The 24,263-nt window shown below is 61.1% G+C and carries 21 protein-coding genes; 9 read left to right on the forward strand and 12 right to left on the reverse strand.

The genetic code is table 11. The features are described 5' to 3' along the window. Positions 1 to 223 precede the first annotated feature (223 nt). From AC0GUR_RS14630 to AC0GUR_RS14645, 4 genes are read right to left on the reverse strand one after another with little or no spacing between them, the layout of a single operon-like run. The gene (locus AC0GUR_RS14630) at positions 224 to 838 is read right to left on the reverse strand and encodes a hypothetical protein (protein ID WP_472878227.1); all 615 of its coding nucleotides are present in this window, start codon (positions 836 to 838) and stop codon (positions 224 to 226) included. Then, a complete protein-coding gene (locus AC0GUR_RS14635; protein ID WP_472878228.1) occupies positions 820 to 1,221 on the reverse strand; it encodes a GtrA family protein in 402 nt (133 codons plus the stop codon). The genes AC0GUR_RS14630 and AC0GUR_RS14635 overlap by 19 nt, the downstream gene beginning before the upstream one ends. Next, entirely contained in the window at positions 1,202 to 2,158 is a 957-nt protein-coding gene (locus tag AC0GUR_RS14640; RefSeq protein WP_472878229.1) for a glycosyltransferase, read from the reverse strand. Before AC0GUR_RS14640 ends, AC0GUR_RS14635 begins: the two co-directional genes overlap by 20 nt. A 6-nt stretch (positions 2,159 to 2,164) precedes the next feature. Then, on the reverse strand, positions 2,165 to 3,103 hold the full coding sequence (locus tag AC0GUR_RS14645; protein ID WP_472878230.1) for a UDP-glucuronic acid decarboxylase family protein: 939 nt from the start codon (positions 3,101 to 3,103) through the stop codon (positions 2,165 to 2,167). Between the two features lie 729 nt (positions 3,104 to 3,832). Between AC0GUR_RS14645 and AC0GUR_RS14650 the strand changes: the two genes are divergently transcribed. Next, the gene (locus tag AC0GUR_RS14650; protein WP_472878231.1) at positions 3,833 to 4,999 is read left to right on the forward strand and encodes an acyltransferase family protein; all 1,167 of its coding nucleotides are present in this window, start codon (positions 3,833 to 3,835) and stop codon (positions 4,997 to 4,999) included. 54 nt (positions 5,000 to 5,053) lie between these two features. Beyond that, positions 5,054 to 5,896 (forward strand): class I SAM-dependent methyltransferase, encoded by an 843-nt coding sequence (locus tag AC0GUR_RS14655; RefSeq protein ID WP_472878232.1) that lies wholly within the window; start codon positions 5,054 to 5,056, stop codon positions 5,894 to 5,896. 856 nt (positions 5,897 to 6,752) lie between these two features. Here the strand turns inward: AC0GUR_RS14655 and AC0GUR_RS14660 are convergent. From AC0GUR_RS14660 to AC0GUR_RS14670, 3 genes are all read right to left on the reverse strand, one after another. After that, entirely contained in the window at positions 6,753 to 8,099 is a 1,347-nt protein-coding gene (locus AC0GUR_RS14660) for a phosphohexomutase domain-containing protein (RefSeq protein WP_472878233.1), read from the reverse strand. Positions 8,100 to 8,395: 296 nt separating this feature from the next. Beyond that, positions 8,396 to 9,340: an electron transfer flavoprotein subunit alpha/FixB family protein gene (locus AC0GUR_RS14665; RefSeq protein ID WP_472878234.1), complete on the reverse strand. Its 945-nt coding sequence runs from the start codon at positions 9,338 to 9,340 to the stop codon at positions 8,396 to 8,398. A gap of 21 nt (positions 9,341 to 9,361) precedes the next feature. Further along, a complete protein-coding gene (locus AC0GUR_RS14670) occupies positions 9,362 to 10,108 on the reverse strand; it encodes an electron transfer flavoprotein subunit beta/FixA family protein (protein ID WP_472878235.1) in 747 nt (248 codons plus the stop codon). Positions 10,109 to 10,246: 138 nt separating this feature from the next. Between AC0GUR_RS14670 and AC0GUR_RS14675 the strand changes: the two genes are divergently transcribed. Together AC0GUR_RS14675 and AC0GUR_RS14680 are read left to right on the forward strand one after the other, a co-directional pair. Then, positions 10,247 to 11,398, forward strand: a complete 1,152-nt coding sequence (locus AC0GUR_RS14675) for a glycosyltransferase family 2 protein (RefSeq protein ID WP_472878236.1) — start codon at positions 10,247 to 10,249, stop codon at positions 11,396 to 11,398. A 65-nt stretch (positions 11,399 to 11,463) separates the two neighbouring features. After that, the gene (locus tag AC0GUR_RS14680; RefSeq protein WP_472878237.1) at positions 11,464 to 12,399 is read left to right on the forward strand and encodes a glycosyltransferase family 2 protein; all 936 of its coding nucleotides are present in this window, start codon (positions 11,464 to 11,466) and stop codon (positions 12,397 to 12,399) included. A 63-nt stretch (positions 12,400 to 12,462) separates the two neighbouring features. Here the strand turns inward: AC0GUR_RS14680 and AC0GUR_RS14685 are convergent, their stop codons facing one another. Continuing rightward, complete coding sequence (locus AC0GUR_RS14685; RefSeq protein WP_472878238.1) at positions 12,463 to 14,064, reverse strand: electron transfer flavoprotein-ubiquinone oxidoreductase; 1,602 nt, start codon at positions 14,062 to 14,064, stop codon at positions 12,463 to 12,465. Positions 14,065 to 14,237: 173 nt separating this feature from the next. Between AC0GUR_RS14685 and AC0GUR_RS14690 the strand changes: the two genes are divergently transcribed. Beyond that, positions 14,238 to 15,638 (forward strand): amidase, encoded by a 1,401-nt coding sequence (locus AC0GUR_RS14690; RefSeq protein ID WP_472878239.1) that lies wholly within the window; start codon positions 14,238 to 14,240, stop codon positions 15,636 to 15,638. A gap of 23 nt (positions 15,639 to 15,661) precedes the next feature. Next, the gene (locus tag AC0GUR_RS14695; RefSeq protein ID WP_472878240.1) at positions 15,662 to 16,324 is read left to right on the forward strand and encodes an alpha-ketoglutarate-dependent dioxygenase AlkB family protein; all 663 of its coding nucleotides are present in this window, start codon (positions 15,662 to 15,664) and stop codon (positions 16,322 to 16,324) included. Between the two features lie 11 nt (positions 16,325 to 16,335). On the opposite strand, the gene AC0GUR_RS14700 is transcribed toward AC0GUR_RS14695, so the two are convergent. The 4 genes from AC0GUR_RS14700 to AC0GUR_RS14715 are packed head-to-tail and all read right to left on the reverse strand — an operon-like array spanning position 16,336 to position 19,841. Then, entirely contained in the window at positions 16,336 to 16,959 is a 624-nt protein-coding gene (locus AC0GUR_RS14700; RefSeq protein ID WP_472878241.1) for an ABC-type transport auxiliary lipoprotein family protein, read from the reverse strand. Then, complete coding sequence (locus tag AC0GUR_RS14705; RefSeq protein ID WP_472878242.1) at positions 16,956 to 17,894, reverse strand: MlaD family protein; 939 nt, start codon at positions 17,892 to 17,894, stop codon at positions 16,956 to 16,958. The genes AC0GUR_RS14700 and AC0GUR_RS14705 overlap by 4 nt, the downstream gene beginning before the upstream one ends. 1 nt (position 17,895) lies before the next feature. Beyond that, on the reverse strand, positions 17,896 to 18,714 hold the full coding sequence (locus tag AC0GUR_RS14710; RefSeq protein WP_472878313.1) for an ABC transporter ATP-binding protein: 819 nt from the start codon (positions 18,712 to 18,714) through the stop codon (positions 17,896 to 17,898). Beyond that, positions 18,708 to 19,841, reverse strand: coding sequence for an ABC transporter permease (locus AC0GUR_RS14715; protein WP_472878314.1), 1,134 nt, complete (start codon positions 19,839 to 19,841; stop codon positions 18,708 to 18,710). The genes AC0GUR_RS14710 and AC0GUR_RS14715 overlap by 7 nt, the downstream gene beginning before the upstream one ends. A gap of 162 nt (positions 19,842 to 20,003) precedes the next feature. Here AC0GUR_RS14715 and cysD point away from each other — a divergent pair, with 162 nt between their 5' ends. The 3 genes from cysD (at position 20,004) to gcvT (ending at position 24,159) form a co-directional block, all read left to right on the forward strand. Further along, a complete protein-coding gene (cysD, locus tag AC0GUR_RS14720) occupies positions 20,004 to 20,957 on the forward strand; it encodes a sulfate adenylyltransferase subunit CysD (protein WP_472878243.1) in 954 nt (317 codons plus the stop codon). Next, positions 20,957 to 22,849: an adenylyl-sulfate kinase gene (gene cysC / locus AC0GUR_RS14725; protein WP_472878244.1), complete on the forward strand. Its 1,893-nt coding sequence runs from the start codon at positions 20,957 to 20,959 to the stop codon at positions 22,847 to 22,849. The genes cysD and cysC overlap by 1 nt, the downstream gene beginning before the upstream one ends. Before the next feature lie 209 nt (positions 22,850 to 23,058). Then, a complete protein-coding gene (gene gcvT, locus AC0GUR_RS14730; RefSeq protein ID WP_472878245.1) occupies positions 23,059 to 24,159 on the forward strand; it encodes a glycine cleavage system aminomethyltransferase GcvT in 1,101 nt (366 codons plus the stop codon). Positions 24,160 to 24,263 lie beyond the last annotated feature (104 nt).

Below are 24,263 nucleotides of genomic sequence, written 5' to 3' on the forward strand. Positions count from 1 at the left end.
TACCTGCAGGCCAAATTCGCGGCCGTATTCGGGGGATTCGGGACAGGCAGCGCGAGCCTGATAAGGCTCGTAGGCCGGTGCAGCGGGTGTTGCGATGCCAGAGATGGCGCAAGTGAGCGCGATGCGCGCGCTCTGAGTACTAGGAGTCGTGGAGATAACTCTCTCGCTGGGGAGAGTGGTATCGCAGCAGTAGACGTCATTCTTCATCGCGGAGCGCCAATAGCTATTGCTGGCAGCGATAATTGACGTCCGTCGTACTGTGGCGGAACGGATCGGTTAAAGCGTCAGAGTACTGGCCCATCAGCAATCGGTGCTTCGGAAGCAGATTGTTGCGGAAGAAGCGACTGATGTGCGCCAGTCGTCGCCCTTTGTCCGTCAGAAGTACGCAACCGTCGTGGATCACAATGGTTCCAGATTGCAGTTGCTCGGTAAGGCGCACGTCTACCAGATGGTGCTCTTTGACGTACTCCTTGGTGAATACATCTTCGAACGCATCTTCGCGGATGCCACCGCCGCGTTGTTCCAGCTTCTCAAGAATGTAGAAGGACAGCGAGCGATCAAGCACGGTGGGCACCGAGATCGCGTAGCTGTAACCGAGCAGCAGCCAGATGACGATCAGCTGCAGTTTCTCCACGGGGCCAAGCACACGGAACCATGGCACGATCCACAGCAATGCGCCGCATAGCACCGTGGCAACGACGCCATCGAGGATGGCGCTGTAGAACACCACGTTGACCCGGAGGTACAGCGAATGTACGACGTAGGTAGCCAGCAAAACAATGACGAAGACAGCCGTAATCGCGACGATGCGACCTATTTTTATCGCTTGAATACCCAATGCTTTCCTCCAAAATAACTGCAAACCATCTGTAGGAACGTGCCGAGCAGGAAGCCGATGCGATAGTCCAGTTTGGCTAGATCCGTCCAGACGAACAGCACTGTGGCTTGCATCAGGGCAAGCACCGCGTATAGAAGCCAGAACCGCGCCAGTTGATGCCAGACCGACTCGGTGGTGCCAGGAAAGACGAAATGACGGCTTCCAAGGAAAGAGGCGGTAATACCTGCTATGGCTGCGATGAAGTTGGCTACGCCCGCCGAAGGTACGTGGGCCAGATGAATGCAGGCGTTGAGCACCGCATAACTGACGCACGTTGCCGCCAGTCCGTTGATGACATAGCGAATCGGCTGATGCCTCAGGAGACTACTGATCGCTATGGACATGGGAGGTCGCGAGCACTTTGTCGACCAGCAGCCGGTAATCCAGCGGCAGCACCGTGCTGCTACGCGTAATGCCGGTAAGCATAAGCGTCATCAGGGTGATGGCGCCGGTTTGAAGAAAGACCAGCAGCAGAAGTCCTAATGCGACCGAGAACCAGCCCGGCGTCGCATAGCCCAGTGCCTTGAGGGCGATGGCGACACTCCCGCCGAGCAGAGAAAGAATGGCGACGGCTGCGCAGGCAATGCCGACGCGCACGAGGACATCCTCGGCGAAGATCATCAGCCCCTTGAATCCGTGCAAGGCAAGACCGACGAAGTTCATTTTGCTCTTGCCCGCATAGCGCGGGCCGCGGTCCAATGCGCACGTTCGCCAACGCAGGCGCGACACCAGGACCGTACCTGCCACGTGCGTGGCCAGTTCGCCCATGGAGGCCAGGCGGCGTACAGCGGCGCCGTTCATGGCCATAAAGTTGCCAAAACTGATCCTGCGCCCAGTCAGCAGGTTGAACAGCCATTTATAGACCAAGTAGAACGTCTTGAAGCGCAGCGTTTCGACGCGGCTCTTGCGCTGTGCTACGACCACGTCCACTTCGGCACCGTCCAAATCATCGAGCAAGCTGTCTATGGTTTCGGGCAAATCTTCGCCATCGGAATCCATGATGACCACACGGTCGATGTCTCTGAAATGGTCAGCAACATAGGTCAGGCCCACCGAAATAGCGCGTTGGTGTCCGACATTGCGCTTGAGGCGGATCACCGTACCGTGCACTTTGGCGTCAAACATGCCCTGCAGTGTCAACGGCTGTCGTACAGAGCCGTCGTCGACTGCAACGACATGAATCTCCGTACCGCAGGACTTCGCCAGTTGGGAGAAAAGAATGGTTGACGCCTCGGTGTCCTCGAACACAGGCGTGACGATGATTAGCTTGGGATGACGCATGTGCGATCAGGCCCCGATCCGCTTGCGGAAATAGGCCACGGTTTCTTTCAAGCCATCGTCCAGTGGCACTTTGGGGCTCCAGTCGAGCTTGGTCTTGGCCAGACTGATATCGGGTTGGCGTTGCTTCGGGTCGTCGCTCGGGAGGGGCATGTGGACGATCTTGGATTTGCCGCCCACTAGCGAAATCACCTTTTCCGCAAGCTCGAGCATGGTGAATTCACCGGGGTTGCCGATATTGATAGGACCGGTGATGTCGACGGTGCTATCCATCAGACGACGCATGCCTTCGATCAGGTCATCCACGTAGCAGAAGCTGCGCGTCTGAGTGCCGTCGCCATAAATTGTGATCGGCTCGCCCTTGAGCGCTTGTACAATGAAATTGCTGACGACGCGGCCATCGTTGGGATGCATGCGGGGGCCATACGTATTGAAGATGCGCATGACCTTGATCTCCAACTGGTGCTGGCGCCAGTAGTCGAAAAACAGCGTTTCCGCACAGCGCTTGCCTTCGTCATAGCAGCTGCGGATGCCTACGGGGTTCGTGCGCCCCCAATAGGACTCTGGCTGCGGATGGACCTCTGGGTCACCGTACACTTCGGAGGTGGATGCCTGCAGGATTCGCGCGCGCGTCCGTTTAGCCAGGCCCAGCATGTTGATGGCACCGTGCACGCTGGTCTTGGTAGTCTGTACCGGGTCGTGCTGGTAGTGAATGGGCGATGCGGGGCATGCCAGGTTGTAGATCTGCTTCACTTCCACGTACAGCGGGAATGTCACATCGTGACGCAGCAGCTCGAACGATGGGTGGCCGATAAGATGGCGGATGTTGTCCTTTGAGCCGGTAAAGAAGTTGTCCACGCAGAGGACATCATGTCCGGCCTCAATGAGGCGGTCGCATAGGTGGGAGCCCAAAAAGCCTGCACCGCCGGTTACCAGAATCTGGCTCAAATTATTCTCCATGGATGAAACGTGGCGTATCGGAACCGCAGGGTTGGCTACCAGGGGAAAGTGGCATGCTCATTCATTGCGCCACAGGCGCGAGCAATGGGCTGTCGAGCTGGCCAGTCCCCTTTTGATTGGCATACGTCGACCCCCCTCGATTTTAGCAAACAAGCATACTGTGTGCGCTGACCGAATCGGTCTACACAAGGCGCGTACTCAAGGTGGTCGCCTTCCGGCGGGCCCGGTGCGAGTGCTGCCTATCCGCTTCCCACAACGGTGGCACGTGCTGCCCGAACCGACCGTGGAAGAGGCTCTGTACGGTGCGTCGGGGATGGGCTGGGTTGTCGGCATCGGCTTGAAGGGCCTAGGTGCTCAGGTTTGGACACGCCCGCTGGAGATCCACGGGCTGGCCGGACGGCTGTTCCAGGCCGTGGGCAGGCATCTGCACGAACAGGTACCACGGCGTCTGCTCCCCAAAAGGGCATTTGAGCGGCACGCGCAGCCTCCCTCCTCCTCATGCGGAAGGTCAGCGTCCCTCTGTAAACTGGCTTCACGTTCAACCTCCTCATCGCTGGGAGGTTCCCTCGGTGCACAATGACGGGGTGGTGGCGCAGAGGGATCACTTCGGGCGGTAGACAGTGCACCGGAGTCCTATGCTAGCTTGCTCGGTGCAAATCGAACGCCCTGTTGGGGAGTTTCCCTAGGGTTCTTCTACAACAATCACCTAATTGTTCAATGGCAAACAAATCCATCCGCTTCATCCAGGGCTTTCGCGGCATTGCGGCACTCCTTGTGGTCCTTTGGCATTCGAGTCGGTACTTAGGACCCTACGGTACTGGCACTGGAGCCATGTTGTTCCAGGGGGGGGCAGCAATGGGGGTTGATCTTTTCTTCCTGATCAGCGGATTCATCATGGTTTACACCACGGCGAACAATGATGGATCTCCGCGGTATCTCTTGGATTTCTACATCAAACGGATAACCCGAATCTGGCCAGTCTGGGCAATAGCGCTTGCCATCTACGTTTTTGCAAAGTTCGACTTGTCCTATCTGACTGACATTCCGAAGTTAAAGTGGTTGCTGCATTCGCTCGCGTTCATTCCCACCGCGAACGTTAGTGGCGATTTCGCGCCCGTGTTCGGTTTCCCCGTCCTGGGCGTGGGCTGGACTCTCAACTATGAGATGTACTTCTACCTGTTCTTTGGCGCCTGCATGCTGTTCGGGCGATGGCGCTGGCTGGCCATGGTGACTTGGCTGTTCGTCACACTGGTGGGTATTCCCTTGATCACCGGGCGTTTGGGAGTTATTGGTGGTTGGCAGGCATGGCTCTCGCCGGCTACCGACTATCACTTCCTTCCCCGGTACCTCAGCCTGATAACCAATCCGCTCATACTCATGTTTGCTGCCGGAGCGGCGATCGCGAAGCTATATCAGTCGGGTTTCGTTGTGGAAAGCCGCTTCTATCTTCAGATGGCGATGTTTTTGACAACGGCTTTGGTGATATGGCAGTACATGTATCCATTGCGGACCGATCACGGTGTCCTTCAGTGGGGTTTGACACTGATACCGCTGATGACCGTGTTCTGCATTGCCAGCAAGCGCATCGAGATTCCTGTTCCCACCTGGCTGGTGTACCTCGGTGATATCTCGTTTTCGCTATACCTTCTGCATGGCACTGTTCAAGAGTCGCTCGACGGCCTCGCGAATATTCGTGGGCTTGACAAAATATCCACGGGATACTCAGCGATTGTTTTGAGCACAGCGCTCTCGATTGTGGTGGCGGGTCTATCGCATCGTTACATTGAACGTGGGCTATGCGAGCACCTGAAACGTATTTCGCTCGCTCTGTTTACGATTCGTCGTCAACCTCGACAGGTTCTTGATGCTGTCGCGTCACAGTGACCTTGGCGAAGTAGCCGTCGATCATCAATTTCTGAGTCTAAGTCGGAGGCAACAATGAGTAAGGAAGTTAGCAGCAAAGAGACGGAGCTCTTCAAGGCGCTTCTCGATTTCGCTGAGTTACCATCGAAATTGGCGTCGACGCCGAATGCCGTTGCTGAGAACTTGCCAAGGGCTCGAGAGGTGGTTGAGCAGGTTGCCGCTATCGGCCTGAGCGAGGGCTATACCGACTACTTCAAAGCCTCTGCTGAGCGCTATGCGCACTATCTGGCGGCAGCTATTGGACTGCTGGGGCCCGAAAGCAACATCCTTGACGTCGGCAATGCGCCAGGACACGTGGGTATCGGGCTTCATCTGTTGGGCCACAAGGTTCGCGGATTGAACATGAATTCTGAGTACCGCTCCAACTATGCCTCACCGGAGTGGATCCAGACATTCGATATCATCGAGATGAATTTTGAGCACGAGCCAATACCTGTTGCTGATGGCAGCTTCGATGCCGTTATCTTCACCGAGGTACTTGAGCACATCGCTACGCGGAACCCGGTTCAAGTCCTTCGCGAACTGAAGCGGGTTCTACGCCCCGGAGGTTTGATGATCTTTTCGACCCCGAATGTTTGCAACATTTCGAATATTTATGCGCTATTGCACGGCCATAACATTTTCTGGGACAAGGAAATTTTTTACGGAAGCCTCGACCGGCACAACCGCGAGTTCACGCCGGCAGAGGTACAGAAATGTTTCGAAGAGGCAGGTTTTACAGAAGTCGAGTTCTGGGGTTTGAATGATCATTCAAACTGGCGAGGAGGCGGAAACATGTTCGCCTATGAATTTACCGGCCAGTTTGGAACGGACCATCCATTGCTGCGGAATACAACGGTTGCTGTCTACCGTAGCTAACGTGGTGAGGTCCTTCTGACGGATGCCTGGCAGTGGTGAGCAAAGTTGTTGTCATGCCCTTGCCAATGGGTGCAAAGCAAAAGCAGAGTTTCCGGTCCGCTTTGGTGGCGGACTTCGGAGGGCAACTACCCGCCAATGCCGTCATGGGGAATCTCTTGGTTGTAGGTGGTCAGGCACTACTCGGTGAGTTCCAGAAATTTACCGAGTAGTCTGAATACGTGCATGTCGAGCTGACGTCGTAGGTAGCGTTCTTTGCTCTGGCATTACCTGCACTGTGTCCGTAAGGATCGCGCTTCAGCCGCCAGGCAAGATCGGAATTTCCCCTGGCAGACGCGGATACCTTTTCCGCCCGGTTGTTCTCGATTACGGGTCGCGCAGCAGGTCGATACCGCCTTGGGCCCCCAAAGTTGGTTGCGCCAGCCTTTTGGTATGGGTGGTTCTGTCAGGCCAGATTTGCCAGTTGCTTTGCCTATGTGCAGCGTTCTTGATGGCTTGGCGGGTGGTCGTCGCAATGCATGACGACCCCATCGAGCGCTACACATGCGAGATTGATTTGCACGGCTGCCGCACGCGGTCTCATATTGAATGATTCGGGTATCGCCTGAATACAGGCAGCGCGACATCTGCGGTAAGGTTGACCTCTCTGGCTTACACTCGGCACGAATTGCCCAGAAGCCGAATTCAAGCGATGGCATGGCCTCTTGCGAATACGGCCGGCAGACTCAAGTCACCGAGAATGCACTTATGCGGTGTCGTGTGCCACAGCAGCAGCGCAGACACATGCATAGTCAGTATGCGTATCGCAAACCAATCGATTGGCCGGCGCTGCCAAGCGCTGAAAGGTGCATGACATCCGCTACGCAAGCGTCAGCATCTTGCGAATTTCCAGCACCTTCTCGTGCATCAATGCTACATCCTGTTTCGACTCCACATTGAGTCGAAGCAGAGGCTCGGTATTGGAGCTGCGCAGGTTGAATCGCCAATCACCAAAATCGGCACTCACACCGTCGGTGTGATCGAGCACGGGATTCTGACCTGCAAAGTGCTCTATGACTCGGGCGATGGACGCTTTGGCGTCTTGCACCATGAAGTTGATCTCGCCACTGCATGGGAAGGCTGCCATGCGGTCTTCGACCATTTGCGCCAGCGACTGACCGGTTGACGACATCAGGCTGGCAATCAGCAGCCAGGGAATCATGCCGGAGTCGCAATAGGCAAAGTCGCGGAAGTAGTGGTGCGCACTCATCTCGCCACCGTAGATGGCATTCTCAGCGCGCATGCGCTCCTTGATGAAGGCGTGGCCGGTCTTGCTCATCACCGGGATTCCGCCGGCTGCCTTGACCATCTCGATGGTGTTCCAAGTGAGACGGGGGTCGTGAATGACTTTCGCACCTGGGTGTTTGCGCAACATCGAGGTGGCCAGCAGGCCCACGAGGTAGTAGCCCTCGATGAAGCGGCCAGTGGCGTCGAAGAAGAAGCAACGATCGAAATCGCCGTCCCAGGCCACGCCGAAGTCCGCGCCGCTGTCGATTACGGCCTGTGCCGTGTCGTGGCGGCACTCCGGCAGCAGAGGATTCGGGATGCCGTTGGGGAAGCTGCCATCCGGCGTGTGGTGCACGCGAATGAACTCGAAGGGCAGATGCGGCGCAAGCGCATCAATCACCAGTCCGGCGCCACCATTGCCTGCGTTGACCACGATCTTTAGCGGCTTGAGGGTGCCGCGCTCCAGGTAGCCGAGCAGGTGTTCGACGAATGCAGCGCGGTCATGGTGCGTGCGCTCGCTGCCGGTGAGGGCGATGTCAGGCACTGCTTGTGAGCAGGCGTCGCGAATGGCGAAGAGGCCGGAATCACCGCTAATGGGCCGCGAACCTTCGCGAACCAGCTTCATGCCGTTGTAATCCATCGGATTGTGGCTGGCGGTAACCATGACGCCACCTGCGGCTTTGAGGTGAGCCGTCTGGAAGTAGACCTCCTCAGTGCCGCCGACGCCGATGTCAATCACGTCGCGGCCGCCACGGCGTAAGCCGTCGGCCAAAGCCGCCTGTAGGCCAGGGCTGCTCAGGCGCACGTCTCGGCCAAGCACGACGGGGCCCGGGTCGAGCTGATGAGCCAAGGCAAAGCCGATGCGCTGGGCCAGTACGTCGTCGAGTTCATCGGGTACGCGGCCACGAATGTCATAGGCCTTGAAGCAACGCAGATCCATTACGACGACTTCCTCGCAAGCGATAGTGGGTGTGGCTGGCGTCTCGCATCCCCTGCAGCGAGTCACTGGTCATGGCTGTCCCGAGACGATCAGGGACAACGGCCGTGCAAGAAGCAGCCCTAAGGGTCGGCAGTTTACCGGCTCCCGCGGGGGAGCGCATGCGTGGCTGCCCCCTGGTGCCCGGCGTGGCCGGCGCAGAGGCGGGAAGGGAGCATCGAGGATCGCACCGAGCAGCCGCTTGGGTGCGCGTCTGGTACCCGGAGCGGCGGTGTTCCGCCCCGGGCCTCCAGTGTGGATCAGCCGAGAGCGGCTTCCAGCTCGGGAATGATCTTGAACAAGTCACCCACCAGGCCGATATCGGCAATCTCAAAGATCGGCGCTTCGCCGTCCTTATTGACCGCCACGATCGTGCCCGCATCCTTGATGCCGGTGAGGTGCTGGATGGCGCCGGAGATGCCAATGGCCATGTACAACTCGGGGGAGATGATCTTGCCCGTCTGGCCCACCTGCAGGTCGCTGGGCACGTAGCCGGCGTCGACCGCAGCGCGTGAGGCACCCACGGCGGCACCGATCTTGTCGGCAAACTTGTAGATGATCTCGAAGTTCTCCTTCGAGCCCACGCCACGACCGCCGGAGACGACTTTGTTGGCGCTCTGCAAGTCCGGGCGATCGCTCTTGCCCGATTGCAGCTCGACGAAGCGGGTGTGCGAGGGCAGGGCGACGTCAGCGCTGAGCGCTTCCACCGGCGCGCTGTTGGCGCCGTTGGCGGCAGCAGCCCAAGAGGCGGTACGGATGGTGGCGACGACGGTGCTACCCGCATCAGCCTCCACGGTGATGATGGCGTTGCCAGCGTAGATCGGGCGCTTGAAGGTATGGCTGCTTTCCACGCTCATCACGTCGCTGACCTGGGCCACACCCAGCAGCGCGGCGACGCGCGGCAACACATCCTTGCCGAACGTGGTCGACGGTGCGAACACGTGGCTGTAGCCAGCAGCAGCCTTGGCGATCTGCGGGGCCAGCACAGCGGCCAGCGGGTGCGCGTTCTCGGCGCGGGCGATAGTGAGTACGCGGCTCACGCCCTCGATCTTGGCGGCCTCGGCGGCGATGGCATCGACGCTATCGGCCAGCACCAAGACGTCGATGGCTTCCGGCTTGACGGCGGCAGCCGCACTCACGGCGCGCGCGGTGGAAGAGTTCAGCTTGCCGCCCAGATGTTCGGCGATGACGAGAATCTTGCTCATGTCGTTATCTCCCAGGGCTGCTTAAAGCAGACCCTTCTGCTTCAGCGCCGCGACTAGTTCAGCCGCATCCTTCACCATCACGCCCTTGCTGCGCTTGGCCGGCGCGGCGTAATGCGTGGTCTTGAGGTGGTCGTTGGCCGTCACGCCCAACGAGGCCAGCTCGATGGTGTCGATCGGCTTGGACTTGGCCTTCATGATGTCCGGCAGCTTGATGAAGCGCGGCTCGTTGAGGCGCAGATCGGTGGTGATGACGGCCGGCAGTTCGGCTTCGATCACTTCCAGTCCGGCGTCGACTTCGCGGGTCACCGTGGCCTTGCCGTTGGCGATCTCGACCTTGCTGGCGAAGGTGGCCTGCGGGCGGTCCCACAGCGCAGCCAGCATCTGGCCGGTCTGGTTGGCGTCGTCGTCGATGGCCTGCTTGCCCAGGATCACCAGGCCAGGCTGTTCCTTCTCGATCAGCTTCTGGAAGATGCGTGCCGCCGTCAGCGGCTGCACGGCGTCGCCGGTCACCACGTGGATGGCGCGGTTGGCGCCCATGGCCAGGCCGTTGCGCAGGTGGGCAGTGAGGTCAGCAGGGCCAATACCCACCACCACGACTTCTTCCGCCATGCCCTTCTCGCGAAGGCGCAGGGCTTCTTCCAGCGCGATGTCGTCGAACGGGTTGGCGGAAAGCTTCACTCCGTCCGTCACCACGCCCGTACCATCGGGCTTTACCTGGATGCGGACGTTGTAGTCCACGACACGCTTGTAGCCGACCAGAATCTTCATCAGCGGTTCCTTCGAAATGCCGAGCGCCATAGGGCGCAGGAATTGGTACAAGCGCTCATTCTAACCTTTTGGGCTGGCTCAGTGCTTGGGCGTATGGTTTTCGCGCAAGGCCTGGCCTGGAGCTGTTGCCAGAAGGGCGTGGATGCACCCGGCCAAGCGGGAGGGCTCTCCGGGGGCAGCGTGTTCAGTGGAACCCAGGTCCGCAAGGTTGCGGTGCGCGTTTCACCAGGCAGTTTGGTCGGCTGGGACCAGGGCGATATCATGCCCATCCTCAAAGTCGACGCTGCCCGGGCCAGCATCCAAAGGTGTATGTCAGATCCGCGACTATCGATTGTACTTTGCACCTATAACGGTGCTGCGTACCTGCAGCAGCAGCTTGAAAGCCTGCTCAACCAGACACGCCGTCCTGATGAAATCGTCATTGGCGATGACAGCTCGCTCGACGATACGTGGACCATGCTTCAAGCATTCGCCGAGCGGGCTCGGTCTTCGGGTGTCGGCGTAACGCTGGTGCGGCACCCGGTGAATCTGGGTTACGTCGGAAACTTCTCAGCCATGTTGCGCCAGGCTACGGGCGACCTGCTGTTTCTGAGTGACCAGGACGATGTCTGGCGTCCCGATAAGCTCGAGGTGATGGCACGTCGCTTCCAGCAGGATCCTTCGCTGGTTCTTCTGCACAGCGACGCACGCCTGGTGGATGAGAAGGGAGACAGCATGCAGGCCGGTCTCTTCGAGTCACTTGAACTCAGCGATATCGAGCGTCAAAAGGTGCGTGCCGGCGCTGCTTTCGACGTGTTACTGCGACGAAACATCGTGACCGGCGCCGCTGCATGCATGCGGCGCATCGTGGTTCAAAAGGCACTTCCGATTCCGTCTGGGTGGGTCCACGACGAATGGCTGGCGCTCGTTGCGTCGGTCATTGGTCGCGTCGATTTTATCGATGAGACGCTTATTGATTATCGGCAGCATGGCAATAATCAGATAGGTATCCAGAAGCGAACCTGGAAGATGCGACTCGATGATCTTTTGCTGCCCCGCGCCAAGCAGATTGGAGAGAAAGTGGGGCGACTTGGGGCATTCGCCGATCACCTTCACACTATCGATCCCTTTCCTGTGGGCCAGTACGGGTGCGTCAAGGATATGCAGGCGCATCTCCTGGTTCGCCAGCAGATTCGTGGTGTGCGGGTCGGCAGGCTGATTTCCATTTGGCGTGAATACGCCAATGGCAGATACCGGCTGTATGACACGGGTGCACGTAGCGCACTTCGTGATTTTCTAAGACGCGATTAGCCTCACTTTGTGTCACGGCTGTGCACAAAACCCGAACGCAACGACCTAGCAAAGAGCTTCCATCCATGCCCATTTTGAAAGGCGAGCGTGTCGCCATCCTGCTTTGCACTTTCAATGGCGAGCGCTATCTGCCCAGGCAGTTGGATTCCATAGTGGCGCAGGATCATAGGGACTGGGTCATCTATGCTTCTGATGATGGCTCGACCGACGGCACGCTTGCGATACTACGGAGCTATCAACAAAGGCTTGAAAGCGGGCGTCTGGTGATTCTGCAAGGACCGCATGCAGGTTACGCCGCGAACTTCATGTCGCTGTTGTGCTCGCCAGTAGTCTCCGGCGATTACTACGCCTTTTGTGACCAGGACGACTGCTGGGAAGCAGACAAACTATCGCGCGCATTGGCATGGATGCGCACGCAGCCAGAGGGCGTTCCCGCGCTTTACTGCGGCAGAACCCGGCTGATGAACAACCACGAGCAGACCATTGGTTACTCGCCACTGTTTCGTCGGGAGCCGAGCTTCAGGAACGCCCTGACGCAAAGCCTCGCTGGTGGCAATACGATGCTGCTCAATGCCAGTGGGCACGCGTTAATGGCGCGCACGCTGCCGGGCGTACGCGTTCAGTCGCATGACTGGTGGGCGTACTTGCTGGTAACCGCCTGTGGTGGGCGTGTCCACTACGACGCCAATCCGTCCCTTGGTTACCGTCAGCACGGCGAGAACCTTATCGGTTCGAACGCGGGCATGCGCGATCGAATTGCGCGCCTCAAGCACATGCTTGTCGGTAACTACCGCGAATGGAATGACGCCAACCTGGCCTTGCTGCAGCCATTTGAGGCCAACTTCACTGAGGAAAACGGCCGCGTGCTGGCGCTGTTCAATGACATGCGTGGCGCCGGTTTCTTCAAGCGGGTGGTGTCACTGAAGCGCGGGGGCTTCTATCGTCAAACCCTGGCCGGCAACGTGGGCATGGTGTTGGCGGTCGCCTTTCGACGCTTCTGATGCAAGCGACGAAAACAGCGACGCCCCGATGATCGGGGCGTCGAGTGAGTGCTCGCGTTGTGCTCAGAGGTTCTGGTAATTCGGACCCGAGCCACCTTCCGGTGTCACCCAGTTGATGATCTGGTACGGGTCCTTGATGTCGCAGGTCTTGCAGTGCACGCAGTTGGCGGCGTTGATCTGCAGGCGCTTGCCCGCTTCGTCTTCGACCATTTCATAGACATTGGCCGGACAGAAGCGGGTACACGGATTGCCGTATTCGACAGCGCACTTGGTCACGCACACATTGGTGTCGGATACCTGCAGGTGTATGGGCTGGTCTTCGTCGTGCTCGGTGGCGGCGAAGTACACGCCGGCAAGGCGGTCGCGGGGTGCCAGGTCGCGCTGTACGTAATCGCGCTTGGGCTCTTCTTGCTGACCCAGTTTGTGCAGCGAGGACCAGTCGGCTTTGTTCTTCAGGGTCCACGGCGAAGCGCCTCCGACCATGGTTTCCCAGGCGGCATTGATCATGCCGAACCACAGACCCTTCTTGAAGGCGGGTTTGACGTTGCGCACCTTCTTCAGCTCGGCCATCACGTCCGAGGCGCGCAGCCTGGCGTCGAAGCCTGCCGGGTTCAGCTCGTTGGCGGCGAGGTGTTCGGCGGCCAGCATGCCGCTCTTGATGGCCTGATGCGTGCCCTTGATCTTCGGTACGTTGAGCAGGCCGGCGGTGTCGCCAATCAGCAGGGCGCCAGGCATTTCCACCTTGGGTAGCGACTGGTAACCACCGGTAACGATGGCGCGCGCGCCAGCCGACAGGATGGTGCCGCCTTCCAGCAAAGACTTCACCGTCGGGTGATTCTTCCATTGCTGGAAGGCCTCCCACGGCTGGTAGTTCGGGTCGGTGTAATCCAGACCGCTGACGAAACCCAGGGCGATGCGGTCCTTGTCCAGGTGGTACAGGAAGCTGCCGCCATAGGTGTGGGTATCGGAGGGCCAGCCGAAGCTGTGCACGATCTTGCCTGGCTTTACGCGACCGGCGGGCACCTGCCAAAGCTCCTTGATGCCGATAGAGTAGCCCTGCGGGTCGCTGTCCTTATCCAGCGCAAAGCGCTTGATCAGCTGCTTGGTGAGGCTGCCACGCGCGCCTTCGGCCAGCACGGTGACCTTGGCCTTGATGTCGATGCCCTGGGTATAACTGGGCTTGTGCGAACCATCCTTGGCCACGCCCATGTCGCCGATGCGTACGCCAGCGACCGAACCGTCATCGTTGTAAATGGTGTCGGCGGCCGCGAAGCCCGGAAACACATCCACGCCGAGTGCCTCGGCCTGCGGCGCCATCCAGGCACACATGGCGCCCAGCGAGACAATGATGTTGCCGTGGTTGTTCATGCCTGGTGGCACCGGCAGCTTGCGTGCGCCGGTCTTGCTGAGCAGCAGGAATTCGTCCTCGGTGGCCGGTACGCAGATCGGCGGCGGATTGTCGCGCCAACCCGGCAACAGCGCGTCCAGTGGCTGCGGTTCGATCACGGCGCCGGAGAGAATCTGCGCGCCGATGGTCGAGGCCTTCTCGATCACGCACACGCTGAGGTCCGGCTTGAGCTGCTTCAGGCGGATGGCAAACGACAGCCCGGAAGGGCCTGCGCCAACGACGACAACGTCGTATTCCATGGTTTCGCGGTCGCTCATGGCGGACTCCAGCAGATCTTGGGCAGCGTAGTTCCGTTCCCTGACGTATGGAACGGGCAAACCCGCATTGTCCGGGTTCGGGCCACGGCCAGCAACGGACCATGGTCAGATCCTTGCAAACCTTTCATGTGGGGTGGTGATAATCCGTTCCAGAGACATCTAGGGAAGACAGTATGAATCTCCACCAGCCTCCGATCAGCGACCTCGACCTGCGCCGGGCCACCATGTGCCAGCTATTGCATTGGCTGGCGGTAGATCGGGTGCAGCCACAGGGGCTGGCGGAGACGTACCTGGAGGCTATCGAGCGCCTCAATCCCCATATCAATGCCTATGTCGGCGTGAGTTCGGCCTTGCTGCAGGAACAGGCGCTGGCGGCACAGCATCGTCGTCGCGATGGCGTGATCGGCCGGCTCGACGGCATCCCGGTGGCCATGAAGGACAACTTCGATACGGCAGGCTGGCCCACCAGGGCCGGTCTGGCCGGGCGTCGAAAGGTCGCCAGTGAGGATGCGCACGTCATTGCCCGTCTGCGTGCATCCGGGGCGGTACTGGTTGGCAAGACCAATATGGATGAGGGCGCGCTGGGTGCGGTGACGGATAACCCGCACTACGGGCCCACCCACAACCCCCATCGTCACGGCTACACCGCCGGTGGCTCATCGGGTGGTGCCGCCGCGGCAGTGGCGGCGGGCCTGGCGGTGGCCGCAGTGGGCTCCGATAGCCTGGGGTCGGTGCGTATTCCCGCCAGTTACTGCGGGGTTTACGCGCTTAAGCCGACTCATGGCGAAATCTCGGCGCGTGGCCTGGTGCCCGCAGCGCGACGACTCGATACCGTGGGGCTGCTTGCGCGTAGCGCTGACGACCTCACCGTGTTGCTGCAGGTGCTCGCCGGTTATGACGCGGATGACCCGCGATCGCGGCGTCGCCGCGTCGCCTTGTCGCCGCCGGACTGGGAGCCGGGTCGCCTGCGCGCTGGTTTCTTGCCCAACCTGGCCGCGCTGGGTGTGCTGCCTGAAGTCATCGCGGTTTTCGAGGCGGCGTTGGCCAAGTGGCCCCGCGAATTGGGCGAGCGACGTACCGTGGATTTCTCAGACTGGGATTTTGCACGCACGCGCCGTGCCGGCCTGCTGCTGATGGAAGCGGAAATGCTCGGCACCTTTGCGGCCGATCTCGCTGACACCGAGCATCGTGCCTCCGAACATTTCCGTCGCCTGCTGAGTTATGCGGCCGGCAAAAGCGCGGCCGACTACGCCGCTGCCGACCGCGTGCTCGATGCGGCGACGCTCAAGATGCGCCGGCTGTTTGCGCAGATTGATGTGCTGGTGATGCCCACCACGCCGCAGGGTGCTTTCCCATTCGACGGGCCAGTACCCGATTCACAGGCGGATCTGACCAGTTTTGCCAGCCTGGCCGGTTGTCCTGCTGTGAGCATTCCCATGGGATATCTCCCGGATGGCATGCCCATCGGTCTGCAGCTGGTGGGCGCGCGTGGGTCAGACCTGCGTCTTCTCGAGCTGGCTTCGGTGTGTGCCGCGACGTTGGACGTCGAGCCGACGTTCCCGGCGATCATCTGATCCACACGCAGCAGAAGGTAGACGTGAGTTTGTTTGACGATGCATCGCGCGGAGGTTGGCGGCACTTGCCGTTGCCAGGCGCCGAGCTGTCGCTGTGGTCGCATTGGCTCGGCGTGGCGCAGGCGGATGCCTTGCTTGCGGAGTTGCTGGCCAGCATTCCCTGGGAAACCCATCGCATCCGCATTTTTGGGCGCGAAGTCGATTCGCCACGCCTTAGTTGCTGGATAGGCGACGCCGACGCCACCTATATCTACTCACGCACGCGTTTCGAGCCGCATCCTTGGTCACCGGCCTTGGCCACATTGCGTACCCAGGTCGAAGCCGCTTGCGGTGCGCGCTTCAACAGCGTGCTCGCGAATCTGTATCGCAGCGGCCAGGATTCCATGGGCTGGCATAGCGATGACGAGCCCGAACTGGGCAAGCAGCCGGTGATTGCTTCACTGAGTCTCGGGGCTGTGCGGCGCTTCCGACTGAAGCCGCGTCGCCAGGAAAACGCTCGCGATGCGTGCGCTGTCGAGCTGGATCACGGCAGCCTGCTGCGCATGGCAGGGGATACGCAGCGCTTGTATCTGCATAGCCTGCCCAAAACGACAGCAGCGATGGGGCCACGCATCAACCTCACGTTTCGATGGGTCGATGCCGCCATGCGAACCCATCATGACCGTTATCCCGATGCCAAGGGATAACGATCCGGCTCTTAGTTTGCGTGCGTCCCGTGTGGGTCGAGTGGCTGCTGCAACGTCCAGGTCACGAGCTGCGACGCCAGCGTGTCGCTGGCCTGTCCAAACGCGGTGACCACCTGCGGCACCGCGGTACCGCTCGCGGGCTGGGTGACTTCGAAGCGTCGCGTGGCCACGATGCGCAAGCCGTTGTTCTGCACCAGTCGTGCATCAAACCGGATCACGATCACCGGCTGCCCGCCCTGATACTCGGACCGGAACGCTCTCAAGTCGCCAGCTAATGAGTAGTCTGCCTGCAGGCTGTCTTCGTCGCTGCTGAGCCCGGCAATGCGCCCGTCGTCGCGGAAAGCATCCACCCAGCGATTGCGTAGCAATCGGGTCGCGGTGTCGCTCCAGCGCGCACCTTTGTAGACGCTGACGATGTCGCCCTCGGGCAGTACCGTAATACGCGAGCTGTCGATCATGCGCTCGGCTTGCGGTGTATTGACCCGCAACGTCCAGTTCACTGCGGGCGCCTGCGCATGAGGCAAAGAGGTGGCGGGAAGACGATAGATGCTCTGTGGCTCCGACTTGGGTAACACCGAGCACGCGGCCAGCAGGGCGACAGCTGCCCAGGCGGAAAGGCGGGCGAGCAACCTCATGGCACAAACTCCTTGTTGCGTTCACGACCGAGCAGGAAGCCAGCCGGGTTGTCGTCGAATCGACTTGATATGCGCTGCAGCGATCCCGCCGCGTCGCGCAACTCGCGCACGGCCGGTCCCAGTTCGTTGAAGCCTTGCATGCCACCGTTGATCGCGGCGCGATTGTCGCTGAGTAAGCGGTCGATATTGGCCGTGGATCGCTCCAGTGAGGCCATGGCGTTACGTGCGCTGTCCAGTGCGGCGCGTCCCTGGTTGTCGACCAGGCTGTCGGCATGGCGGATCAACGTCTCGGTTTGCGCGAGCGTGTCGTTGGCTTGTTTGCTGGCCTGAGCCAGTTGCTGCAAGAGCACGCGAATGTCGTCGCGCTGACCGGCGATGGCGCCGGTGGCCTTGTCCAGATGATCGAGCGTGCGGCTGATGCGGTCCACGTTCTCCGGCGAAAGCATCTCGTTGGCCCGTGCCACCACTTCGTTGATATTGACCACCAGGTCCTCGCCATTCGCGAGCAGGCGGCTCAGTGGCGAAGGGTCGGCAATGATGGTGGGCGGCTCATCGTCCTTGCGGACCAACGGAGGACTCTCAGGCGAGCCGCCGCTGAGCTGGATGATGGCGAGACCGGTCACGCCGGTCAGTGCCAGCTTGGCGCGCGTATCCTCGCGCACGGGTGTATCGGCACCCAGGCGGATGGTGGCGATGACTTTGCGCGGGTCGTCCTTGTCCAGCCGGAGCTGGGTGACGCTGCCCACCATGATGCCGTTGTATTGCACCGCGCTGCCCTTCGACAGGCCGGTCACGGCCTCCTTGAATACGACCTGGTAATCGACGAACTGCCGGTCCGAGCTGGCCTTGGCCAGCCACAGGGCAAACAGCAGCGCGGCGGTCACCACGATCACCGTGAACAGACCGATCAGTACGTGATGGGCACGGGTTTCCATGTCAGTTCACCTCAGGCGTTGGTCCGCGCTCGTGCGCCTCTTCGGCGGCACGACCGCGCGGGCCGTGGAAATACGATTGCACCCACGGGTCGTCGTACTTGGCGACCTCGTCGAGCGGGCCGACCACCAGGACTTTTTTCTGCGACAGCACGGCCACGCGGTCGCAAATGGTGTAGAGCGTGTCCAGGTCGTGGGTTACCAGGAACACGGTGAGGCCCAGGGCATCACGCAGGGTCAGAATCAGCTGGTCAAATGCGGCCGCGCTGATCGGGTCCAGTCCAGCGGTGGGTTCGTCGAGAAATAGAATTTCGGGATCCAGCGCCAACGAACGCGCCAGCGCGGCACGCTTGACCATGCCGCCGGACAGTTCGGAGGGGTACTTGGCCTCCGTGCCCGCCGGTAAGCCAGCCAGCGCCAGCTTGACGCCCGCCAGCATCTGCGCATCCGGGCGTGCCAGCCCACCGTGTTCGATCAACGGCATGGCGATGTTCTCCACGACGTTGAGCGAAGAGAACAGCGCACCATTCTGAAACAGCACGCCGAAGCGGCGTTCGAGTTGCGAGCGCTTCTCGGGGGCAAGGCTCATCAGATCCTGGCCAAACACTCGCACCTCGCCCGAGGTGGGGCGACGCAAGCCGACAATGCTACACAGCAGCACCGACTTGCCGGTGCCCGAGCCGCCGACCACGCCAAGGATTTCACCGCGACGCACGTCAAGATCCAAGTGTTCGTGGACCGCTTGCGTGCCGAAGCGATTTACCAGGTTGCGCACCTGGATCACATCCTCTTGCGGCGATGTTTTGGGTAAGGCGTTCACCAGCCCATCTCCATATAGAACAGCGCTGCCAGCGCATCGAGCAGAATCACCACGAAGATCGATTGCACCACGGCAGATGTCGTGTGCTCGCCCACCGATTCAGCGCTGCCACTGACCTTGAAGCCTTCGAGGCAGCCGATGACCGCAATAAGGAAGGCGAAGACCGGTGCCTTGACGATGCCGACCAGGAAGTGGCGCACGGCGATATCCGACTTCACCACGCCGATGAACATCACCGGCGGAATGTCGAGCACCAGGGAGCAAACCAGGGCGCCGCCCACCAGGCCCGAGATCATGGCAAGAAAGGTCAGCATGGGCAGCGAGGCCAGCATACCCAGCACACGTGGCAGCACCAGCAGCTCCATCGGGTCGAGACCCAGCGCACGAATGGCGTCGATCTCCTGGTTGGCTTTCATCGAGCCGATTTGCGCAGTGAACGCGCTGGCGGTGCGGCCGGCCAGCAGAATGGCCGTAAGCAGAACACCGAACTCGCGCAGGAACGAATACGCGATCAGGTCCACCGTATAGATGGTCGCGCCAAAGTCGGCCAGGACAGTGGAGCCGAGGAACGCCACCACCGCACCCACCATGAAAGTCAGCAGCGCCACGATGGGTACGGCGTCGAGACCGGTTTGCTCCACGTGTGCGACCAGCGAGGTCATGCGCCAACGGCGAGGTTGCCAGATGTTACGGGCCAGCGTTTCCAGGGTGAGTCCGATGAAACCGAGCAGTTGTCCCTGTTGATGCCAGACATGCTCCATCGTGCCGCCGATACGAGCGAGTAGCTCGGTGATCGAGTTCTCGCGTCGGGCGGCCTTGGGTCGCTGGTAGTCGGCCATGGCCCGGCCGATGGTCTGCAGCAGCGCACGTTGAGCGGCGGGCAGCGTGGGTTCTGCCGTGGCCAGATCACTCAGTCGAGCAGCGCCCAGCAGGTTCGCCAGCAATGAAGCGCCGGCGGTATCCAGCGCACCGAGGGCGCTCAGATCGATGGCGGTGCTGTCGGCTAACTGGGCCTTGGTTGCGGCGACGACCTTTTCCAGCGTGGCGTAATGGGCCAGTGTCCAGTCGCCCGCCACACGCAGGCGTGGGGGTGTATGGGTGGCATCGAGTTGTGCGCTTCCCGTCGCCATCGATGTGCTCATGCGGTCGATCTTAGTGAAGTGTGGCGTACGGTACGTGACGAAATAAAGGTCAATGTTGCCGTCGGTCAGCGCAGGCGACTCTGAAGCGTTTCCCATGCCCTCTGGCTGGTGGCGCTGTCACATGCCGAATTTTCAGCTAGATTTGTTCGAATGAGTGCCCGTGTTTCCGGGCTTCTGAGCCAAAGGCCGGTAGATCAGCGTATGTCTTCCCTGTCACATCTAGACGCCCTCGAAGCCGAGAGCATCCATATTTTCCGCGAGACAGCGGCTGCTTTTGAGCGGCCGGCCATGCTCTATTCCATCGGCAAGGACTCCTCAGTCCTGCTGCATCTGCTGCGCAAGGCGTTCTATCCGGCCAAGCCGCCGATGCCGTTGCTGCATGTGGATACCACCTGGAAATTCCGCGAAATGATCGCCTTCCGTGATCAGGTGGCCGCGGCCGGTGATGTGGAGGTGCTGGTGCATATCAACCAGGAGGGCGTGCGGCAGGGCATTTCGCCGCTCACCCACGGCTCGGCGGTTCATACCGACGTGATGAAGACGGCTGCACTCAAGCAGGCCCTGGACAAGTACGGCTTCGACGCCGCCATCGGTGGCGCCCGTCGCGACGAGGAGAAGTCCCGCGCGAAGGAGCGCGTGTTCTCGTTCCGCAACGCCCAGCATCGCTGGGATCCCAAACATCAGCGGCCGGAGTTGTGGCACACCTACAACACGCAGATCCACAAGGGCGAGAGCGTGCGGGTGTTTCCGCTCTCCAACTGGACCGAGATGGATGTGTGGCATTACATCCGGCGGGAGCGAATTCCGGTGGTGCCGCTGTACTTCGCCAAGCCCCGGCCGGTCGTGCAGCGTGATGGGGCGCTGATCATGGTCGACGATGAGCGCTTCACCCTGCGCGATGGCGAGCAGGTCGAGATGCGCGACGTGCGTTTCCGCACGCTGGGGTGCTATCCACTGACCGGTGCCGTGGCATCCACGGCCGACACGCTGGACAAGATCATCGACGAGATGGCGGCCTCCCGCAGCTCCGAGCGTGAGGGCAGGGTGATCGACCACGACGCCAACGCGTCCATGGAGCGCAAAAAGCAGGAGGGGTATTTCTGATGGCGACAACGGAAATCATGACCGCCACCGCGCAAGACACCACCAATCTGTTGCGCTTCATCACCTGCGGCAGCGTCGACGACGGCAAGAGCACCCTGCTGGGTCGCTTGCTGTACGACGCCGGCATGGTGCCGGACGACCAGCTCGCTGCGTTGGTGCGTGACAGCCGCAAGCTGCATGCCGACGGTCCGGATGCGCTGGATTTCTCCCTGCTCACCGACGGCCTTGATGCCGAGCGGCAGCAGGGCATCACCATCGACGTGGCTTATCGTTATTTCCACACCCCTGGGCGCAGCTTCATCGTGGCCGATTGCCCGGGGCATGAGCAGTACACCCGCAACATGGCCACTGGCGCCTCCAACGCCGAGCTGGCGGTGGTGCTGGTCGATGCGCGCAAGGGCTTGTTGCCGCAGACGCGCAGGCACACCTATATCTGCGCCCTGATGGGTATCCGCCAGGTGGTGCTGGCGGTAAACAAGATGGATCTGGTCGATCATCGCGAGGACATCTACGCCGCCATCGCCCACGAGTACCGGGAGCTGGCCGTGCAGCTGGGCATTGGCAACGTGCACTGCCTGCCCGTGGTGGCGCCGACCGGTGACAACGTGGGGCAGCGTTCGGCGCGCATGCCCTGGTACCAGGGGCCGTGTCTGCTCGAGCTGCTGGAGTCGGCCGACACCGCCGCGACGCAGGCCGCCGAGTTCCGCATGCCGGTGCAGTGGGTCAATCGTCCTGATGCTTCGTTCCGCGGCTATGCCGGCACCATCAGCGGTGGCCGCCTTGCCGTCGGCAGCGAAATCGTGGTGCAGCCGGCGATGCGTCGTGCCCGCGTGGAGCGCATCGTCACCGCCGGCGGTGATCTGGCCCAGGCTACGGCCGGGCAGGCCGTAACGCTGACGCTCGATCGCGAGATCGACGTGAGCCGAGGCGATGTGATCGCCGATGCGGCGCGCCCGGCACCGGTTGCTGACCAGTTCGCCGCCCACGTACTGTGGATGGGTGACGAGCCGCTGCTGCCCAATCGTGCCTATTGGCTCAAGATCGGCTCGCGCACCGTCAATGCCCGGGTCACCACCATCAAGCACAAGGTGGACGTGAATACGCAGGCCGAGCTGGCCGCCCGCCGGCTGGAGCTCAACGAAGTCGGTTACTGCAACCTCGACCTGGATCATGCGATTGCGTTCGAGTCCTACGTCGACGATCGCACCCTGGGCGGCTTTATCCTGATCGACCGCCAGACCAACGCCACGGTCGGCTGCGGCATGCTCGATTTCGCCTTGCGCCGCGCCGCGAACGTGCACTGGCAGCACACCGATCTCGACAAGGAAGCGCGCAGCGCCAGCAAGGGCCAGCAGGCGCGTTGCCTGTGGTTCACCGGTCTGTCTGGCGCGGGCAAGTCCACCGTCGCCAACCTGGTGGAGCGCCGCCTGCACGCGTTGGGTTATCACACCTATATGCTGGACGGCGACAACCTGCGCCACGGCCTGAACAAGGATCTGGGCTTCACGCCCGAGGCGCGTGTGGAGAATGTGCGCCGCGTGGCCGAGGTGTCGCACCTGATGGTCGACGCGGGCCTGATCGTGCTGGTCTGCGTCATCTCGCCGTTCCAGAGTGAACGCCGTTTTGCGCGAGGCCTGTTCGGCGAGGGTGAATTTCTCGAGGTGTTCGTCGATACCCCGCTGGCAGAGTGCGAGCGCCGCGATCCGAAGGGGCTCTATCGCAAGGCCCGTGCCGGTGAGATCGTCAACTTCACGGGTATCGACTCGCCTTACGAAGCGCCCGAGCATGCCGAGTTGCATCTCCACACGTCCGGCCTGAGGCCGGAACAGTTGGCGGAGCAGGTGGTGGAGCAATTGCTTGCGGGCATGAGCGAGACGCACCCGCACCGATAAGTTCTACGACCTTTCCGCTGGTCATTCCCGCCTGTGCCGGAATGACCAGCGGGGCGAAGATTCCGGCCTGCTGAGGCCTTTCTTTTCGTCCCGATATTGCGTCGCACGATACCCGCGATACGCCGGCGCACGGCGTGTCGCATCGGCTTCGGGTTGGAATGTATCCACGCGCCCGGCGATAATGTCGTTTTCCTCAGAGCACCACTGCGATGACCGAGAAGACCGTACTCAATGACACCCATCGCGCGCTGGGTGCGCGCATGGTCGATTTTGGCGGCTGGGACATGCCGATCAACTACGGCTCGCAGATCGAGGAGCATCACGTCGTGCGCCGGGATGCCGGCATGTTCGACGTGTCGCACATGACCGTCGTCGACCTGCACGGCCCGCGCACCCGCGAATTCCTCCGCTACCTGCTGGCCAACAATGTCGACAAGCTGAAGGCGCAGGGCAAGGCGTTGTACTCGTGCATGCTCAACGAGCAGGGCGGCGTCATCGACGACCTGATCGTCTACTTCCTGGGTGAGGAGTTCTTCCGCCTGGTGGTGAACGCGGCCACCCGCGAAAAGGACCTGGCGTGGATCGAAACCCAGGCCAAGGCCTTCGACGTGCAGGTGAAGGAGCGCCCGGAGTTCGCCATGATCGCCGTGCAGGGCCCTCAGGCCCGCGCCAAGGTGATCGGGTTGCTGGCGGATATCGACCATGAGCGCATCGGCAAGCTCGGCAAGTTCGCCGCTGCAGCTGCGCAGGGCCCGCATGGCATGCCGCTGTTCGTGGCGCGCACTGGCTACACCGGCGAGGACGGTTTCGAAATCATCGTGCCGCAGGAGCACGCCGTCGCCCTGTGGCAGGCGCTGGCCGCCGCTGGCGTGGTGCCGGCCGGCCTGGGTGCGCGTGACACGCTTCGCCTGGAAGCGGGCATGAATCTCTACGGCCAGGACATGGACGAAACCGTGTCGCCGTGGGAAGCCAACCTGGGTTGGACCATCGCGCTCGACGAAGGTCGCGACTTCATCGGCCGCAAGGCACTCGAAGCGCAGAAGGCCGCCGGCGTGAAGCGCGTGATGGTGGGCCTCGTGCTCGACGACAAGGGCGTGCTGCGCCACGGCCAGCCGGTGCTCACTGCCAACGGCGCGGGCGAAATCCTCTCCGGCAGTTTTGCGCCGACCCTCAACAAGGCCGTCGCCTTCGCGCGCATCCCGGTGGGTGAGCCGGGCGATGTGCGTGTCGACATTCGCGGACGCGAAGTGCCGGTGCGCGTGGTGAAGTACCCCTTCGTACGCGACGGCAAGCCCTGCGAGGGCATCTGATTTCATACCACCTTCACGGTCGCGTGCGGCCGGTGTTGCCTGTCGGGTGAAGCGGCTAGAATTGCCGCTCCACCCATGAACCACATTAACGACTGGATTCGATC

It is taken from the genome of Dyella sp. PARNA 12/25, assembly GCF_055702865.1.

What these genes read in the sequence shown, in the direction of transcription:
- AC0GUR_RS14635 (WP_472878228.1), bottom strand. Translation starts at nt 1,221, where the DNA reads ATGTCCATAGCGATCAGTAGTCTCCTGAGGCATCAGCCGATTCGCTAT.
- AC0GUR_RS14640 (WP_472878229.1), bottom strand. Translation starts at nt 2,158, where the DNA reads ATGCGTCATCCCAAGCTAATCATCGTCACGCCTGTGTTCGAGGACACC.
- AC0GUR_RS14650 (WP_472878231.1), top strand. Translation starts at nt 3,833, where the DNA reads ATGGCAAACAAATCCATCCGCTTCATCCAGGGCTTTCGCGGCATTGCG.
- AC0GUR_RS14655 (WP_472878232.1), top strand. Translation starts at nt 5,054, where the DNA reads ATGAGTAAGGAAGTTAGCAGCAAAGAGACGGAGCTCTTCAAGGCGCTT.
- AC0GUR_RS14660 (WP_472878233.1), bottom strand. Translation starts at nt 8,099, where the DNA reads ATGGATCTGCGTTGCTTCAAGGCCTATGACATTCGTGGCCGCGTACCC.
- AC0GUR_RS14665 (WP_472878234.1), bottom strand. Translation starts at nt 9,340, where the DNA reads ATGAGCAAGATTCTCGTCATCGCCGAACATCTGGGCGGCAAGCTGAAC.
- AC0GUR_RS14670 (WP_472878235.1), bottom strand. Translation starts at nt 10,108, where the DNA reads ATGAAGATTCTGGTCGGCTACAAGCGTGTCGTGGACTACAACGTCCGC.
- AC0GUR_RS14680 (WP_472878237.1), top strand. Translation starts at nt 11,464, where the DNA reads ATGCCCATTTTGAAAGGCGAGCGTGTCGCCATCCTGCTTTGCACTTTC.
- AC0GUR_RS14685 (WP_472878238.1), bottom strand. Translation starts at nt 14,064, where the DNA reads ATGAGCGACCGCGAAACCATGGAATACGACGTTGTCGTCGTTGGCGCA.
- AC0GUR_RS14690 (WP_472878239.1), top strand. Translation starts at nt 14,238, where the DNA reads ATGAATCTCCACCAGCCTCCGATCAGCGACCTCGACCTGCGCCGGGCC.
- AC0GUR_RS14700 (WP_472878241.1), bottom strand. Translation starts at nt 16,959, where the DNA reads ATGAGGTTGCTCGCCCGCCTTTCCGCCTGGGCAGCTGTCGCCCTGCTG.
- AC0GUR_RS14705 (WP_472878242.1), bottom strand. Translation starts at nt 17,894, where the DNA reads ATGGAAACCCGTGCCCATCACGTACTGATCGGTCTGTTCACGGTGATC.
- AC0GUR_RS14715 (WP_472878314.1), bottom strand. Translation starts at nt 19,841, where the DNA reads ATGGCGACGGGAAGCGCACAACTCGATGCCACCCATACACCCCCACGC.
- cysD (WP_472878243.1), top strand. Translation starts at nt 20,004, where the DNA reads ATGAGTGCCCGTGTTTCCGGGCTTCTGAGCCAAAGGCCGGTAGATCAG.
- cysC (WP_472878244.1), top strand. Translation starts at nt 20,957, where the DNA reads ATGGCGACAACGGAAATCATGACCGCCACCGCGCAAGACACCACCAAT.
- gcvT (WP_472878245.1), top strand. Translation starts at nt 23,059, where the DNA reads ATGACCGAGAAGACCGTACTCAATGACACCCATCGCGCGCTGGGTGCG.